This is a genomic window from Photorhabdus noenieputensis, assembly GCF_018448935.1.
GTDB classification, from domain to species: Bacteria; Pseudomonadota; Gammaproteobacteria; order Enterobacterales; family Enterobacteriaceae; genus Photorhabdus; species Photorhabdus noenieputensis.
Genome location: NZ_RCWC01000041.1, coordinates 24,478 through 39,913, shown reverse-complemented (window position 1 = coordinate 39,913; position 15,436 = coordinate 24,478). Strand labels below are relative to the sequence as shown.

Sequence of the window (15,436 nt, the reverse complement as noted above, 5' to 3'; positions counted from 1 at the left end):
TAAGTTTTTCCAGTTTTGCACCTGTACATTTTTGGTAAGATTTTAGCGCGTCTTAATGACCAGACGGTTGCTCTGCTTAACTTCTTCCATTACAACATATGTGCGGGTGTCATTAACACCTGGCAAACGCAACAATGTTTCGCCCAGCAACTTACGATAAGCTGACATGTCTGGTACGCGGGTTTTTAATAGATAGTCGAAATCACCGGAAACCAAGTGACATTCCTGAATCTCTTCCAATTTTTGTACAGCAGCATTGAATTGTTCAAAAACATCTGGAGCACCACGGTTTAAAGTAATTTCAACAAATACCAGCAAAGATGCATCCAAATAGTGAGGATTCAGCAATGCCGTGTATCCAGTAATAAACCCTTGACGTTCCAAACGACGAACACGCTCCAGACACGGGGTTGGAGACAAACCTACCCGTTTAGACAGTTCTACGTTAGAAATTCGCCCATCTTTTTGTAGCTCATTTAGGATATTACGATCTATGCGATCAAGATCTTTTCCCGGACGTTTTTTATTATCTATCATCTTGTTGATCTCTCTTTATTTTCCTACACCCATAACATTTTCCCCTATCTCTCTGAGTTTGAGTTGGAAAAGATGTCTTAAAGTTAAAGCCTCGCTCTATCAGCGTAAAGCAACCCACAGGCCATTTTTTTATGCTACACAAAAGAGGATTATCCACTTGTCGATTTTTATAGAAACGAATTTAGCGAGGTGGATAATTATCTCTTACAGTGATGTTTTCGCAAATGCACAGCCGATTGTCAAAGTAAATGAGCAAAAATCAGAACAACCTGTGGAACAAATTTTCAGTTAATCGTTTCGATAGTCTACCATTAATTGATAACGAGCAAATGAAATCCAACCAACACTAAAAGAACACTTTTCTCAGGTTAAAGTCATTATTAGTTAATATCTATCGGTAAAATCGTTAGTAACATGAGTCTTTTAGCTTTTTTTACCCTCCTATTTCTCCTACAATCGCTCGATATTCGATTAGGTGATAAATGGAAATGAGGTATTCATGAGCGCCGCCAAACACCACAAACTCATTATTCTTGGCTCCGGTCCAGCAGGCTATACTGCCGCGGTTTACGCTGCCCGAGCAAATTTAAATCCGGTTCTTATTACCGGAGTTGAAAGAGGCGGTCAGTTGACTACCACCACCGAGGTCGAAAACTGGCCGGGCGATCCGGAAGGTCTGACCGGCCCTGGGTTAATGGAACGCATGCACCAACATGCTGAGAAATTCCAAACCGAAATCATTTCTGACCATATTCAAAAAGTTGATCTGCAAAACCGGCCTTTACGCCTTTATGGTGATGAACAAGAATATACCTGTGACGCACTGATTATCGCAACAGGTGCTTCTGCCCGTTATTTAGGTTTACCTTCTGAAGAGGCATTCAAAGGGCGTGGTATTTCAGCCTGTGCAACTTGTGATGGTTTCTTTTATCGTAACCAGAAAGTCGCCGTTGTCGGTGGTGGTAATACCGCCGTAGAAGAAGCTTTATATCTGGCAAATATTGCAGCAGAAGTTCACCTAATTCATCGCCGTGATACTTTCCGTTCAGAGAAGATTTTGATTGGTCGGCTGATGGATAAAGTAAAAAATGGCAATATCATCCTGCACACCGATCGTATTCTAGATGAAGTACTTGGTGATGATATGGGCGTTACTGGTGTTCGTCTACGCGATACCCAAAATGGCGCTACAGAAGAATTGGCGGTTACCGGCACATTCATTGCTATCGGCCATACTCCCAATACCGCTATCTTTAAAGGCCAATTAGAACTGGATAATGGTTACATTAAAGTTCAATCCGGTTTGCAGGGTAACGCCACTCAGACTTCAATTCCCGGTGTATTTGCCGCCGGTGATGTTATGGACCATACCTACCGTCAGGCAATTACATCCGCCGGTACAGGCTGTATGGCAGCCCTTGACGCAGAACGTTTCCTTGATGGGCTAGCCGCTAAATAAATTCTTTTTCTTTCAAGGCGCTATTTCGGTAGCGCCTTTTAACATGTAACATATCAGCAGGATGCTGACACATAGGATATGTCCAGCCTTTTGGTACACCATTACCCTCACCTGCTAGATTAGAATTTTTTCTATGGACAAAACAAGACAGTACGAATTGGTTCGCTGGCTGAAACAGCAAAGTGCCCCGGCCCAACGCTGGCTCCGCCTGTCCATGTTACTCGGCTTAATCAGTGGATTGTTGATTATCACTCAAGCCTGGTTACTTGCCTCAATTCTGCAAGCTTTAATCATGGATAACCTTCCGCGCGAGCACATCTCGAATGAATTTTGGTTGTTAGCAGCCATCTTTGCTCTACGGGCCATCATCAGTGCTATTCGGGAACGAATAGGCTTTATCTGTGGCAAAGTCGTGCGTCAAAAAATCCGCGCTATGGTATTGGATAAACTTGAACAACTTGGCCCAGCGTGGGTTAAAGGCAAACCAGCCGGTAGTTGGGCAACCATTATCCTTGAGCAAATAGAAGATATGCAGAATTATTACTCCCGCTATCTGCCGCAGATGTCTCTTGCCGTCATGATCCCTATTCTTATCCTGATCACCCTATTCCCTGTTAACTGGGCTGCCGGGCTAATTTTATTCGCGACGGCTCCGCTGATTCCCCTGTTTATGGCACTGGTTGGTTTAGGTGCCGCAGACGCTAATCGGCGTAATTTTGTCGCACTAGGCCGGTTAAGCGGTAATTTCTTGGATCGGCTACGTGGGCTGGAAACGCTGCGCCTGTTTTATCGCGGCAATGCAGAAGCACAACAAATCAGCGAATCTACCGAAAACTTCCGTCGCAGGACGATGGAAGTGCTGAGATTAGCGTTCCTTTCTTCCGCGGTGCTGGAATTCTTTGCTGCCATTTCTATTGCCATTGTCGCTGTCTATTTCGGTTTCTCCTATCTGGGGGAGCTTAATTTTGGCAGCTATGGGATGGGCGTTACCCTGTTTGCCGGTTTTCTGGTATTAACCCTCGCCCCAGAATTTTTCCAGCCATTGCGTGATCTCGGCACTTACTATCACGCCAAAGCACAGGCGGTTGGTGCCGCAGAAGCATTAGTGACTTTATTAAGCAGTGATGGCGAACACGCACCTGCCGGTGGTGATAAAACGCTAAACCCTCACGATTCGTTAACCATCATTGCTAATAATCTGGAAATTTTAGCCCACGATGGCAACCGGCTTGCTGGCCCGTTGAATTTTACTATAGAGAAAAATCAGCGGGTGGCATTAGTTGGCCTGAGCGGAGCAGGTAAAAGCTCCCTCTTGAATTTACTGTTAGGGTTCCTGCCCTATCGTGGCTCAATACAAATTAATGGCGCTGAGCTGCGTGAGTTGGATCTACAGAGATGGCGTAACCAACTGAGTTGGGTTGGACAAAATCCACATCTGCCTGAACAGACTTTGCTTGATAATATTCGTCTGAACCAACCTAATGCCAATCAACAACAAATCCATCAGGTTATGGAGCAAGCATACGTCACCGAATTCATTCATGATTTACCCGATGGGCTGAATACTATTATCGGTGATAATGCAGCACGATTATCCGTTGGTCAGGCCCAACGTATCGCTGTCGCCCGTGCCCTATTGAAACCCCGCCAGTTATTATTACTGGATGAACCTGCCGCCAGCCTGGATGCGCATAGCGAACAACGGGTTATGGCAACACTCAATCAGGCATCTCATCATCAGACAACCTTGTTAGTTACCCACCAATTGGAAGAGACACTGGAATATGATCAGATTTGGGTCATGGAAAAGGGGCTGATTATTGAACAGGGAGATTATCAGACGCTAAGCCAATCCCAAGGGGTATTCACCCGACTGTTATCCTATCGAAGTGAGGAGCTGTAATTATGCGGGTATTGCTTCCTTTTCTGGCGCTCTATCGCCGTCATTGGTTTCTTATCAGTTTAGGCATGGTTCTGGCCATTGTTACGCTACTCGCCAGTATAAGTTTACTGACTCTCTCTGGCTGGTTCCTTGCAGGCGCAGCACTAGCAGGTTTTGCCGGTTATACCTTCAACTATATGCTACCGGCCGCGGGTGTCCGTGGCTCTGCCATTCTTCGAACTGCCGGACGCTATGCTGAACGGTTGGTTAGCCATGACGCCACTTTCCGGGTATTGGCACATTTACGGGTTTTTGCCTTTCAGAAAATTTTGCCACTCTCACCGGGAGGAATGGCTCGTTTTCGTCAGGGCGAATTATTAAACCGGCTAGTCGCTGACGTTGAAACATTGGATCACCTCTATTTACGGGTGATTTCGCCGATATTATCAGCTTTTATCGTTATTATAGTTCTCACTTTCGGTCTTGGTTTTCTGGATCTCACATTAGCCTATACTCTTGGCGGTATTATGCTGACGCTGTTGATCCTGCTGCCATTGGTATTTTATAACGCAGGTAAATCCGTCGGCCGCGATCTGACTATTCTGCGTGGTCAATACCGCACCCAACTTACAGCGGCGTTGCAAGGGCAAGCTGAATTGATGGTATTTGGTGCTATTGGCCGTTTCCGCAAGTCAATGGCCGATATTGAGTCACGTTGGTTAAGACGTCAACAACAGCAAGCCAATCTGACCGGTTTGTCACAGGCAATCATGATTTTCGCCACTGGTATGACTGTCACATTGATCTTATGGCTGGCTGCTAACGGCGTAGGGGGAAACAGCCAGCCGGGAGCATTAATTGCGCTGTTTGTCTTCTGTTCTCTTGCTGCGTTTGAAAGTCTGGGGCCTGTTGCTGTTGCATTCCAACATCTGGGGCAAGTCATTACCTCTGCAACCCGTGTTTCTCAATTGATGCAACAAGAACCGGAAGTCACATTTCCTACATCAGGACCGGAAAGTTCAGCGCAAGCCAGTATTGATATCAAAAATATCAGTTTCACCTATCCTGATCAGCCAATGGCTGTCCTGAAAAATGTCTCTCTCTGCCTGAAAGCGGGAGAACATATCGCGCTGTTAGGCAAAACCGGTTGTGGTAAATCCACCTTACTACAATTACTGACCCGAGCCTGGGATGTTGATTTAGGCACAATCTGTCTGAACCAACATCCCATTACTACTTATGACGAATCCACTCTGCGCAGCATGATATCGGTTGTTCCACAACGTGTGCATGTATTCAGTCATACTTTACGCCAGAATTTATTACTGGCAAAACCACATGCAACCGATAATGAACTGGAAACTGTGCTGAAACAGGTGGGTTTAAGCAATCTACTGGAAACCAATGAGGGACTAAACTGCTGGATGGGCGAAGGTGGTCGTCAGTTATCAGGTGGTGAACAGCGTCGCTTGGGGATTGCCAGAGCGTTATTGCACTCGGCACCACTGATGTTGCTGGATGAACCTACGGAAGGACTCGATGCGGACACTGAACAGCAAATTCTGTCTTTACTGCGTCAGCATTGTCAGCATAAGTCATTAATTATTGTCACCCACCGCCTGTACGGACTTAATCATATGGATCGTATTTACGTCATGGATGGCGGCACCATCATTGAACAAGGGCAACATGATGAATTACTGACTCAGCAAGGTCGCTATTATCAATTTCATCAACGGCAACATCAGATTCGTCTTGAACCGGAGCAGTAACACACGATGCCAATAATTCAACTGAATGATGACTCATATGATTTCCCTCACCCAAAAGAAGCATTAACGGAGCCTAATGGTCTACTGGCGGTAGGAGGGGATTTATCCGCTAAACGATTAAATGCGGCTTACCATCAAGGCATTTTTCCTTGGTTTTTACCCAGCGAAGTGCCACTTTGGTGGTCTCCCGATCCACGTGCGGTAATCATTCCGGGTGAATTGCATATCGGCCGAACATTACGCCGGTTTCTGCGCAATCACCCATACCGTATTACGGTGAATCATGCCTTTGAACAAGTGGTTTATTTCTGCGCTCAACGGCAGGAAGGAACATGGATAGGTCGGGATATTCAACAAGGTTATCAGAAATTGCATCAAACAGGACAAGCACATTCGATAGAAGTCTGGCACAATGAGCGGATTGTTGGTGGCTTGTATGGTGTTAGCGTTGGTACACTATTCTGTGGTGAGTCTATGTTTAGCAGAATGGAAAATGCATCCAAATGTGCGTTCATTGCTTTCTATCACCATTTTCTGCGACACGGTGGTGAACTACTGGATTGCCAAGTGCTTAATCATCACACTGCGTCACTAGGTGCAAAAGAGATCGCTAGGGAAGAATTTATTCAGCATCTTTATCAATTCAGAAATCGGTCATTAAGACTCGGTTGCTGGTCACAACAAGTACTGGAATTATAATCAACATTTGACCGATTCATGTTGATTATAACGTAAATATCACCATGCACCATTTGCAAAATAGCGGGTTAAAATACAACATTCCTTTACATAATGAGGGTTTTTCGGCATTATCTTGCCCGTTAAAAACGATGGTTATTAAACTTAGAGGATTAGATGGCCAAAGAAGACAATATTGAAATGCAAGGTACCGTGCTAGACACACTACCAAACACTATGTTCCGCGTTGAATTAGAAAACGGGCACGTAGTCACTGCTCACATCTCAGGTAAAATGCGTAAAAACTACATTCGCATCCTGACAGGCGACAAGGTTACAGTTGAGCTGACCCCATATGACCTGAGCAAAGGCCGTATCGTCTTCCGTAGCCGCTGATTCATTACCGTTTTCAGGTATTACACCACAGGTAGCAACTTTGTATTTAACAACGTTGTTTTCACCTGTGGTGTCGCTCTTTATTAGTGCACTACATCTTCCGGCTTCTGCTTATAAGCACTGCTGAAATCGTAGGTCAATACGCGTTTTACCTTATCCAAGCCAATGCTAACCGAACCACCGTGAACTAATGAGCCGAACAGGAGTTCATTTGCCAACGGTTTTTTCAAGCTATCCTGAATAACCCGCGCCATTGGACGAGCACCCATTGCTTTATCATAGCCTTTATCACATAACCATTGACGAGCATCCGCACTGACCTCCAGCGAAACACCCTTTTCATCCAATTGCGCTTGCAAGGCGACAATGAATTTATCAACTACCTGTTGAATAACCTCGATAGAAAGCGCATTAAACCAGATGATGCCATCAAGACGGTTACGGAATTCCGGCGTAAATATTTTCTTAATCTCTTCCATTGCATCAGAGCTGTTATCCTGCTGCTTAAATCCAATGGATTTGCGCTGTGTTTCACGTACCCCCGCATTGGTTGTCATGACTAAAATGACGTTACGGAAATCCGCTTTGCGACCGTTATTATCAGTCAGAGTGCCGTTATCCATGACTTGCAATAACAGGTTAAACACATCTGGATGGGCTTTTTCAATCTCATCAAGCAGCAATACTGAATGAGGATGTTTAATCACAGCATCCGTAAGCAATCCTCCTTGATCAAAACCAACATATCCCGGTGGCGCACCAATTAAACGGCTTACGGTATGACGCTCCATATATTCTGACATATCAAAACGCAATAATTTGATATTCAGCACCTTAGCAAGCTGTACGGTGACTTCCGTTTTCCCCACGCCTGTCGGACCTGCAAGCAGGAAAGAACCCACCGGTTTATTATCCTGCCCCAACCCTGCACGACTCATCTTAATGGCTTCGGTTAATGCCGCAATCGCGGTATCCTGACCGAATACCAACATTTTCAGCCGCTCATCCAGTGTTTTTAGGACATCTTTATCACTGGCAGAAACGGTTTTTTCAGGAATCCGGGCAATCCGAGCAACAACGAATTCAATATCCGACACATTAATCGTTTTCTTACGGCGACTAATCGGCACCAAACGGGTACGCGCCCCGGCTTCATCAATCACATCGATCGCCTTATCCGGCAAGTGGCGATCGGTAATGTATTTCACTGATAAATCAACCGCCGCACGGATCGCTTTCGTGGTATAACGTACATCATGGTGCGCCTCATATTTTGGCCGCAACCCTTTAATAATCTGTACCGTCTCTTCGGGTGAAGGCTCAACAATATCAATCTTCTGAAAACGACGCGCTAACGCCCGATCTTTTTCAAAAATATTACTGAATTCATGATAGGTCGTAGAACCAATCACTCTGATACGTCCACTAGATAACAATGGCTTAATCAGATTAGCCGCATCGACCTGCCCCCCTGACGCAGCACCCGCACCGATAATGGTATGAATTTCATCTATAAATAGAATACTTTTCTTATCCTGCTCAAGGGTTTTTAACAATGCTTTGAAGCGCTTCTCAAAATCACCACGATATTTAGTTCCCGCCAGCAATGAGCCAATATCCAACGAATAAATCGTACAATCAGCCATCACTTCCGGTACATCTTTTTGCACAATCCGCCATGCCAGCCCTTCTGCAATAGCGGTCTTACCGACACCCGACTCTCCGACCAACAATGGATTGTTTTTTCGGCGACGACACAATACCTGGATTGTTCTTTCCAACTCATCCTGACGGCCAATCAATGGATCAATCTGCCCTCTTTGAGCGAGTTGATTCAGATTAGTTGTGAAATTTTCCAACCGATCCTCACCTGTAGGCACCTCTTCCGCAGATTGTGAGCCTGTCTCCTGATGATCCGATTCAGTGTCCTCTTTTTGAGTTCCATGAGAAATGAAATTAACTACATCCAGACGACTAACATCATGTTTACGCAGCAAATAAGCAGCTTGAGACTCCTGTTCGCTAAAGATAGCCACCAGCACATTAGCACCAGAGACTTCTGAGCGCCCAGAGGATTGAACATGAAATACCGCGCGCTGAAGAACGCGTTGAAAACTCAACGTCGGCTGAGTCTCCCGCTCATCATTTTCAGGTAACAACGGTGTCGTTTGTGAAATAAAATTCTCCAGCTCCTTACGCAATTGAGCCAGATTGACCTTGCAGGCTTCCAATGCTTCACGCGCTGATGAATTGCTTAACAACGCCAGCAATAGGTGCTCCACAGTCATAAACTCGTGTCTGTTATCCCGTGCTTTAGCAAAGGCAATATTAAGACTAAGTTCAAGCTCTTGGTTGAGCATAGGCACCTCCCCCTAAAATCAGTATACCTGGTCAGATTTTTTCCAGCGTACAAAGTAATGGATGCCCGTGCTCCCTGGCATACATATTTACCTGAGCCGCTTTAGTTTCTGCCACCTCAGCAGTATAAACCCCACAAACAGCTTTCCCTTGATAGTGGACATCCAACATTAACTGCGTTGCCTGTTCAATATCATAAGAAAAGAACTTTCGTAATACGTCAACTACAAACTCCATCGGAGTGTAATCATCATTGTTAAGAATAACCTGATACATTGACGGCGGCTGCAATTTTTGCTGTCGCTTATCCTTAACGGATTCCTTAGTTTTCAAACTGTTATGATACTCGTTCATTATTTTCCCAACAGGATTAATCTCTAATACCAGCCACTGCCAGCAAATAAATTATGTTGCCATTTATCTTATCATTCTCTGGGCAACTCCTTTTACCACAGACTATTCCCCTATGAAAACTCGGCATAAAAGTGAATGAACGAAACTCATATCGTTATCTATATCAAACTTTAGTCATTCAAAACAACCAGACATTTGTTCTGTGCTTGACGAGAATTTGATTTTTACTACAGTATGTTTTGTGAACAAACATAGATAATGTAACTAATTATATGTGATTGTTTACAACTGTTATATTAATGGCTCATCTCAACCGAAATTATTAAACGAGGGATGTAGAAGTATGGAGACAGGTACTGTTAAGTGGTTCAATAATGCTAAGGGCTTTGGGTTTATTTGCCCGGCAAGCGGCGGAGAAGATATATTCGCTCATTACTCAACCATTCAGATGGACGGTTACCGGACACTGAAAGCGGGCCAGAAGGTGAATTTCAGCGTTCACCAAGGCCCAAAGGGAAATCATGCCAGTATTATTGTTCCCCTTGAAAACGAACCCAAAGGCTAAATAGCCTGGCCTGTGGGTCATAACCAGGTATTATTCATACGCCGCTGGTCATTGCCTGCGGCGTAACATTATTTCATTTCCGCTTATTCTCTTGCCAACGCTTCTATCGGATCAAGGCGAGCAGCATTACGGGCAGGTAGAAACCCAAATATCACGCCAATTGCGGTAGAACAGGCGAAAGCACTGAGTAAAGCGATGGGTTGGAAGACAAAATGCCAGCCAGGCAGCGCCAGTTGAGCAATCAATGCAATCGTATAAGAGAGCACAATACCCAAAACACCGCCAACCAGACAAACCAAAATAGCCTCTATCAGAAACTGCTGCATCACATCGCTGGTTCTGGCACCTACTGCCATACGAATACCAATCTCTCTTGTACGTTCAGTCACCGAAACTAACATAATATTCATAACGCCAATACCGCCAACTATCAGCGAAATTACCGCCACCATCGTCAAAAACAGTTGTAAAGTATGGGCCGTTTTTTCCGCCGCTTTTACCATCATGTCCACGTTATAGGTGAAAATATCCTTTTTCCCGTGGCGTAAAGTGAACAATTGAACAATCTTCTTTTCTATATCCTTAGAGTTATAACCATCCTTTATTCTGACAGTAATTGAATCCAGATAATTTCGGTTCATCAGACGGCTGGTCATCGTGCTATGAGGCAACCAGACATGCAATGATTTGCTACTGCCAAATGTCGCTCTCTTATCAGATATCACTCCCACAATTGTGGCCGGCATATTACCCACCAGGATCACCTCCCCAATCACATTTTTCTGGTGAGGAAACAGCTTACGCTGAGTATTTTTATCAATAACCACAACTTGCCCCTGACGGCGTATCATATCCAATGAGAATCCCATTCCTTGGGCAAAACGCAGAGCATAAACCTGAAAAAACTCATCACCAACACCAGTCACTCTCGAAGCAACATCAATGTTCCCTCTACGAAGGCGCATTTGTCCCTCAATTTCTGGTGAAACCGCCAGAATATAGGGCTGCGCTTTAATCGCGTCTGAATCCTCTATTTTCAGCGCTTGCATACTGACCGGATCATCAAGGCCAAAATCTTCTCCCGGATAAATATCAATAGTGTTCGTCGCAATCTCTTTAATATCGGATAACACCGATGCCCTAGCCGCATCTCCGATAACCAAAATAGTCACAACAGAAGCAATACCAATGATAATCCCCAACATGGTCAGTAAAGTTCGCATCTTGTTAGCAACCATCGCCCGCCATGCCATGAATAAAGCTTCATTAAATCGCCCAAAGGTTTGGCGTATCGACGATATTTTTGATGTTAACGACGGAGTTTGAGTGACTTTTCTACTCACTTGCGTGCCAGAGTCACTCATAATGTGACCATCTTTGATCTCTATAATCCTCTGTGCCTGAGCCGCAATTTTCGGATCATGAGTGACAATAATGACGGTATGCCCTCGTTCACACAGTTGTTTGAGGATTGCCATCACCTCTTCGCCGGAATGGCTATCCAACGCTCCGGTTGGTTCATCAGCCAAAATGACCTGACCACCATTCATCAACGCCCTGGCGATACTGACCCTCTGCTGCTGTCCACCAGAGAGCTGCCCTGGCTGATAGTAGATTCGCTCTTCAAGCCCTAAACGACCAAGCAACTCTATGGCTCTCTGGCGACGTGCTGCTTTAGAGGCTCCCGCATAAATAGCGGGAATTTCCACATTCTGTTCAGCGGTTAAATGAGTCAGTAAATGATAACGCTGAAAAATAAAGCCAAAATGTTCCCGTCTCAGTGCTGCTAGTTCATCATTATTCAGTTCAGCAACATTCTGTCCCGCGACCCGATATTCACCATTACTAGGTTGATCAAGACACCCAAGAATATTCATCAGTGTCGATTTACCCGAGCCTGACGCGCCGATAATCGCAACCATCTCACCGGCGTAAATAGACAAGGTGACATCATCCAGTACTTTTACCTGTTGCTCACCTGCGGGATAGCTGCGTTCTATACCTTTCAGCTCAAGTAACGCATTCATTACTCATCCCCTGCTTCATCACTAAGACCAGTAATCACCTGCTCATGCTCTTTCAGACCAGACAGAATTTGTACATTCACATCATTGCGCACACCAATGGCCACTTCCCGTTTCTCTTCTTTATTTCCATTCAGGATATCCACCTCATAGCGGGTTGGCGTAATCTGTTTACCCAGAGCCGAGATCGGGATCATTAACACATCACGATGGGAATCGAGTTGAATTTTCACCTGGGCGGTCATTTGCAAACGCAAAAGTTGCTGAGGATTAGCCACCTCAAAGCGGGCATAGAAGAAAATTGCATCATTAATCTTTTCTGGCGTCGGCAAAATATCTTTCAACACCCCCGGAAAATTTTTATCCGGTGCGCCTAATACGGTAAAAGAGGCTTTCTGACCCGGTTTCAGGTAAATAACATCCGCCTCTGATACTTCCGCTTTTACCAACATCGTGCCCAGATCAGCTAGCGTCAGAATCGTCGGGGCTTCCTGTGCCGCAATGACTGTTTGCCCCTGAAGCGTTTTAATATTGACAACGATACCATCCATTGGTGCGGTAATCCGGGTATATTGCAAATTCGTCTCAGCAGTATCAAGGCTGGCCTGATTTTTACTGATTTGCGCCAATAAAGTTTCTACCTTCGCTCTTTTCACTTCAACGTCCGTTTTAGCCTGATCCAATTCCTGGAGCGAGACCGCCTGCACTTTTGCCAGATTGTTCTGACGCTGTAATGTAAGCCGCGCCAATTTCAATTGTGCCTTGGCTTCCATCAGATCAGCATTCAATTCTTTGATCGTGGCTTCAACTTCTTTGACCTGGTTTTGCGCCGGTTTAGGATCAATCAATGCCAATAACTGGCCTTTTGTCACCTTATCACCCACTTCAACATACAAATTCTGCAACTGACCGCTTACCTGCGCGCCAACATCTACTTTTCTGACCGCATCCAGTTTCCCTGTTGCCAGTACATTTTTTTCCAAATCACCTTTAATGACAGAAATTGTCTGATATTTAATCGCTTCTGGCCCATGCAAAAAATACCCCAGAACCAACGTGATAACTGCCACAATAGCTAACAACATAATCCATCGACGTTTCGAACGAATAAAATTCATTTAAATATCACCATATTAAGCATTGGATTCAGAGAAATTGGATTCAGAGAAATCGTAAAAACTTATTTCTTGCAATACCACGAAAACCAAGGATTTCCATTTATTCCAGATAGATACCGTTCTCTTTACGTTTCATACCCCTTGAAAGTTATTAATAACACACCCACTTAAGAATAAAAAATTCTTTGAGCAACAGCATACTTCACTCTATCTTGACTATTCTCTTAATGTAAAAAAATTGTTATCTTTTATTTTCATGGTCTTTACAACCATTTTTAAAAGTCTTTACAACCGATTTTTATACTGGATTTGGATAAAAAGACATTAACTGCTTTACAGGATGTTAATTTATGTACTCTGGGCTGCTGATCATTCTTTTACCGTTAACGCTAGGCTACCTTATCCGTTTGAATAATAAGGTACTGTTAAATGTTATTCATCGTCTTCTTAACGCGATGGTTTATATCATCCTGTTTTTAATGGGGATCAGCTTGGCTTTGTTGGACGATTTAGGCCGCAACCTCTTCTCTATCTTTCAATATGCAATAACATTTTTTTTATGTATTTTTACAGCTAATATGCTAGCGTTATTCCTGCTTGAAAAACGCGATCCTTGGATTGTTAGTCCACATAAACAGGAAAAACCGCCTTCCCGTTTACATATGATCTTCGAATCACTGAAATTATGCGGTGTGCTGATTTTAGGTTTCCTGCTTGGGCTCACTGGCTGGTCATGGCTACGCTTCTCCAATCCTGCCAGTAAAATCGCCTTAATCGTTTTACTGCTATTCGTCGGTATTCAATTACGCAACAGCGGTATGAGCCTGAAACAGATATTGCTAAACCGCCGTGGTGCCATTATTGCGATTGTCATTGCTGTCAGCGCGCTTATCGGCGGTACAATTGCAGCACTTATTCTCGGACTTCCAGTGAAAACAGGTTTAGCATTAGCTTCTGGCTACGGCTGGTATTCCCTTTCTGGCATCTTACTTTCCGACGCTTACGGGCCAGTAATCGGCAGTGCCGCATTCTTTAATGATCTGGTGCGCGAACTGGCGGCAATTATGTTAATTCCAGTTCTAATCAATCGATATCGTTCAAGCGCTCTAGGATTAAGCGGTGCAACCTCGATGGATTTTGTCTTGCCAGTATTACAACGGTGTGGTGGAGTCAGTATTGTTCCAGCAGCAATAGTTCACGGTTTTATACTGAGTTTGTTAGCGCCCTTACTGATGGCATTCTTTACTTAACCAGAATTTGAGCCACAATTAATACTTGATGTCATCAATAACGGTTCGGACGCTTCATTTGTCATAAGTCGTCCGCTGCCGCTGCTTGCCCTATATGCTTACTCACTGTGGTCGATTCATCCTCCCACAGTATGGCAACAGAATAAATAAGCTTTTGTTGATAAATCACACAAGGAGAGAATAGAGCACGTTGATCAGGCATATAATTGAAATATCAATTAATAATATTCTGTGCATAAGATGTTGCATAATTATGCTAACGGGTTTAGCATCGAACTAAATCACTGACTATTCAGAATAAAAGCATGAGTATTCAATTAAAAAGCATTGATTGCTATTACGGTGTCCATCAAGCACTGTTTGATATTAATCTTGAGTGTTCTCTAGGGGAAACAATGGTTTTGCTAGGGCCAAGCGGTGCCGGTAAAAGTACGCTGTTGCGAGTATTAAACCTGCTGGAAATACCGCGATCCGGCCAGTTACATATAGCTAATCATCAATTCGATTTCGAACAAACGCCAGGAACAAAGGAGATTCGTTCTCTACGCCAGAATGTAGGTATGGTTTTTCAGCAATATCACTTGTGGCCCCATCTTACCGTTATGGATAACCTGATCGAAGCACCCTGTCGCGTGTTGAATTTATCCAGGCAACAGGCACAGGAAAAAGCGAATAAGCTTCTTTCCCGTTTGCGCTTAGATGATTTTGCTGGCCGCTTCCCACAACATTTATCTGGAGGACAACAGCAACGGGTTGCTATCGCACGCGCATTAATGATGGAACCTCAGGTTTTATTATTTGATGAACCAACGGCAGCATTGGACCCAGAAATTACAGCACAGGTTGTCAATATCATCCATGAATTATCTGCAACGGGCATTACACAGATTATCGTTACCCATGAAGTGGAAATCGCCCGTAAGGCCGCAAACCGTGTCGTATATATGGAAAACGGCCGCATTATAGAACAAGGTGATATCAGCCATTTTACGCAACCACAGACCAAAGCCTTTGCTAATTATCTATCACACTAACTATTAATA

14 protein-coding genes are annotated in these 15,436 nt (G+C 44.3%); 8 read left to right on the top strand and 6 right to left on the bottom strand.

Annotated features, from left to right (window positions below):
- Nucleotides 1-42 precede the first annotated feature (42 nt).
- Nucleotides 43-537, bottom strand: coding sequence for a leucine-responsive transcriptional regulator Lrp (gene lrp, locus EAE91_RS20780; protein WP_011145896.1), 495 nt, complete (start codon nucleotides 535-537; stop codon nucleotides 43-45).
- 499 nt (nucleotides 538-1,036) lie between these two features.
- On the opposite strand from lrp, the gene trxB reads away from it, so the two are divergent.
- The 5 genes from trxB to infA all read left to right on the top strand — a co-directional run bounded on the left by trxB (nucleotide 1,037) and on the right by infA (nucleotide 6,724).
- Nucleotides 1,037-1,996 carry a thioredoxin-disulfide reductase gene (trxB, locus tag EAE91_RS20775; protein ID WP_214090153.1) on the top strand — a complete coding sequence of 320 codons (960 nt, stop codon included), beginning with the start codon at nucleotides 1,037-1,039 and terminating at the stop codon, nucleotides 1,994-1,996.
- Nucleotides 1,997-2,129: 133 nt separating this feature from the next.
- Nucleotides 2,130-3,899: a heme ABC transporter permease/ATP-binding protein CydD gene (gene cydD / locus EAE91_RS20770; RefSeq protein WP_214090152.1), complete on the top strand. Its 1,770-nt coding sequence runs from the start codon at nucleotides 2,130-2,132 to the stop codon at nucleotides 3,897-3,899.
- Between the two features lie 2 nt (nucleotides 3,900-3,901).
- Nucleotides 3,902-5,650, top strand: coding sequence for a heme ABC transporter ATP-binding protein/permease CydC (gene cydC, locus EAE91_RS20765; protein ID WP_214090151.1), 1,749 nt, complete (start codon nucleotides 3,902-3,904; stop codon nucleotides 5,648-5,650).
- Nucleotides 5,651-5,656: 6 nt separating this feature from the next.
- Complete coding sequence (gene aat, locus EAE91_RS20760; RefSeq protein ID WP_214090150.1) at nucleotides 5,657-6,349, top strand: leucyl/phenylalanyl-tRNA--protein transferase; 693 nt, start codon at nucleotides 5,657-5,659, stop codon at nucleotides 6,347-6,349.
- A gap of 156 nt (nucleotides 6,350-6,505) precedes the next feature.
- Nucleotides 6,506-6,724, top strand: a complete 219-nt coding sequence (gene infA / locus EAE91_RS20755; RefSeq protein WP_002211347.1) for a translation initiation factor IF-1 — start codon at nucleotides 6,506-6,508, stop codon at nucleotides 6,722-6,724.
- An 83-nt stretch (nucleotides 6,725-6,807) separates the two neighbouring features.
- Here infA and clpA read toward each other — a convergent pair whose 3' ends face one another.
- Entirely contained in the window at nucleotides 6,808-9,084 is a 2,277-nt protein-coding gene (gene clpA / locus EAE91_RS20750) for an ATP-dependent Clp protease ATP-binding subunit ClpA (protein WP_214090149.1), read from the bottom strand.
- Between the two features lie 31 nt (nucleotides 9,085-9,115).
- Nucleotides 9,116-9,436 (bottom strand): ATP-dependent Clp protease adapter ClpS, encoded by a 321-nt coding sequence (gene clpS / locus EAE91_RS20745; RefSeq protein WP_214090148.1) that lies wholly within the window; start codon nucleotides 9,434-9,436, stop codon nucleotides 9,116-9,118.
- 343 nt (nucleotides 9,437-9,779) lie between these two features.
- Here clpS and cspD point away from each other — a divergent pair, with 343 nt between their 5' ends.
- Nucleotides 9,780-10,001, top strand: a complete 222-nt coding sequence (gene cspD, locus EAE91_RS20740) for a cold shock-like protein CspD (protein WP_036814644.1) — start codon at nucleotides 9,780-9,782, stop codon at nucleotides 9,999-10,001.
- Between the two features lie 83 nt (nucleotides 10,002-10,084).
- Here the strand turns inward: cspD and macB are convergent, their stop codons facing one another.
- A complete protein-coding gene (gene macB / locus EAE91_RS20735) occupies nucleotides 10,085-12,028 on the bottom strand; it encodes a macrolide ABC transporter ATP-binding protein/permease MacB (RefSeq protein ID WP_214090147.1) in 1,944 nt (647 codons plus the stop codon).
- Nucleotides 12,028-13,143: a macrolide transporter subunit MacA gene (gene macA / locus EAE91_RS20730; RefSeq protein ID WP_214090146.1), complete on the bottom strand. Its 1,116-nt coding sequence runs from the start codon at nucleotides 13,141-13,143 to the stop codon at nucleotides 12,028-12,030. Before macA ends, macB begins: the two co-directional genes overlap by 1 nt.
- Before the next feature lie 350 nt (nucleotides 13,144-13,493).
- Between macA and EAE91_RS20725 the strand changes: the two genes are divergently transcribed.
- Nucleotides 13,494-14,393, top strand: a complete 900-nt coding sequence (locus tag EAE91_RS20725; RefSeq protein WP_214090145.1) for a LysO family transporter — start codon at nucleotides 13,494-13,496, stop codon at nucleotides 14,391-14,393.
- 61 nt (nucleotides 14,394-14,454) lie between these two features.
- On the opposite strand, the gene EAE91_RS20720 is transcribed toward EAE91_RS20725, so the two are convergent.
- Nucleotides 14,455-14,595 carry a hypothetical protein gene (locus EAE91_RS20720; protein ID WP_214090144.1) on the bottom strand — a complete coding sequence of 47 codons (141 nt, stop codon included), beginning with the start codon at nucleotides 14,593-14,595 and terminating at the stop codon, nucleotides 14,455-14,457.
- 103 nt (nucleotides 14,596-14,698) lie between these two features.
- Here EAE91_RS20720 and artP point away from each other — a divergent pair, with 103 nt between their 5' ends.
- Nucleotides 14,699-15,427: an arginine ABC transporter ATP-binding protein ArtP gene (artP, locus tag EAE91_RS20715; RefSeq protein ID WP_214090143.1), complete on the top strand. Its 729-nt coding sequence runs from the start codon at nucleotides 14,699-14,701 to the stop codon at nucleotides 15,425-15,427.
- Nucleotides 15,428-15,436 lie beyond the last annotated feature (9 nt).

Coding starts and splice junctions, on each gene's coding strand:
- lrp (WP_011145896.1), bottom strand. CDS start 537: ATGATAGATAATAAAAAACGTCCGGGAAAAGATCTTGATCGCATAGAT.
- trxB (WP_214090153.1), top strand. CDS start 1,037: ATGAGCGCCGCCAAACACCACAAACTCATTATTCTTGGCTCCGGTCCA.
- cydD (WP_214090152.1), top strand. CDS start 2,130: ATGGACAAAACAAGACAGTACGAATTGGTTCGCTGGCTGAAACAGCAA.
- cydC (WP_214090151.1), top strand. CDS start 3,902: ATGCGGGTATTGCTTCCTTTTCTGGCGCTCTATCGCCGTCATTGGTTT.
- aat (WP_214090150.1), top strand. CDS start 5,657: ATGCCAATAATTCAACTGAATGATGACTCATATGATTTCCCTCACCCA.
- infA (WP_002211347.1), top strand. CDS start 6,506: ATGGCCAAAGAAGACAATATTGAAATGCAAGGTACCGTGCTAGACACA.
- clpA (WP_214090149.1), bottom strand. CDS start 9,084: ATGCTCAACCAAGAGCTTGAACTTAGTCTTAATATTGCCTTTGCTAAA.
- clpS (WP_214090148.1), bottom strand. CDS start 9,436: ATGAACGAGTATCATAACAGTTTGAAAACTAAGGAATCCGTTAAGGAT.
- cspD (WP_036814644.1), top strand. CDS start 9,780: ATGGAGACAGGTACTGTTAAGTGGTTCAATAATGCTAAGGGCTTTGGG.
- macB (WP_214090147.1), bottom strand. CDS start 12,028: ATGAATGCGTTACTTGAGCTGAAAGGTATAGAACGCAGCTATCCCGCA.
- macA (WP_214090146.1), bottom strand. CDS start 13,143: ATGAATTTTATTCGTTCGAAACGTCGATGGATTATGTTGTTAGCTATT.
- EAE91_RS20725 (WP_214090145.1), top strand. CDS start 13,494: ATGTACTCTGGGCTGCTGATCATTCTTTTACCGTTAACGCTAGGCTAC.
- EAE91_RS20720 (WP_214090144.1), bottom strand. CDS start 14,595: ATGCCTGATCAACGTGCTCTATTCTCTCCTTGTGTGATTTATCAACAA.
- artP (WP_214090143.1), top strand. CDS start 14,699: ATGAGTATTCAATTAAAAAGCATTGATTGCTATTACGGTGTCCATCAA.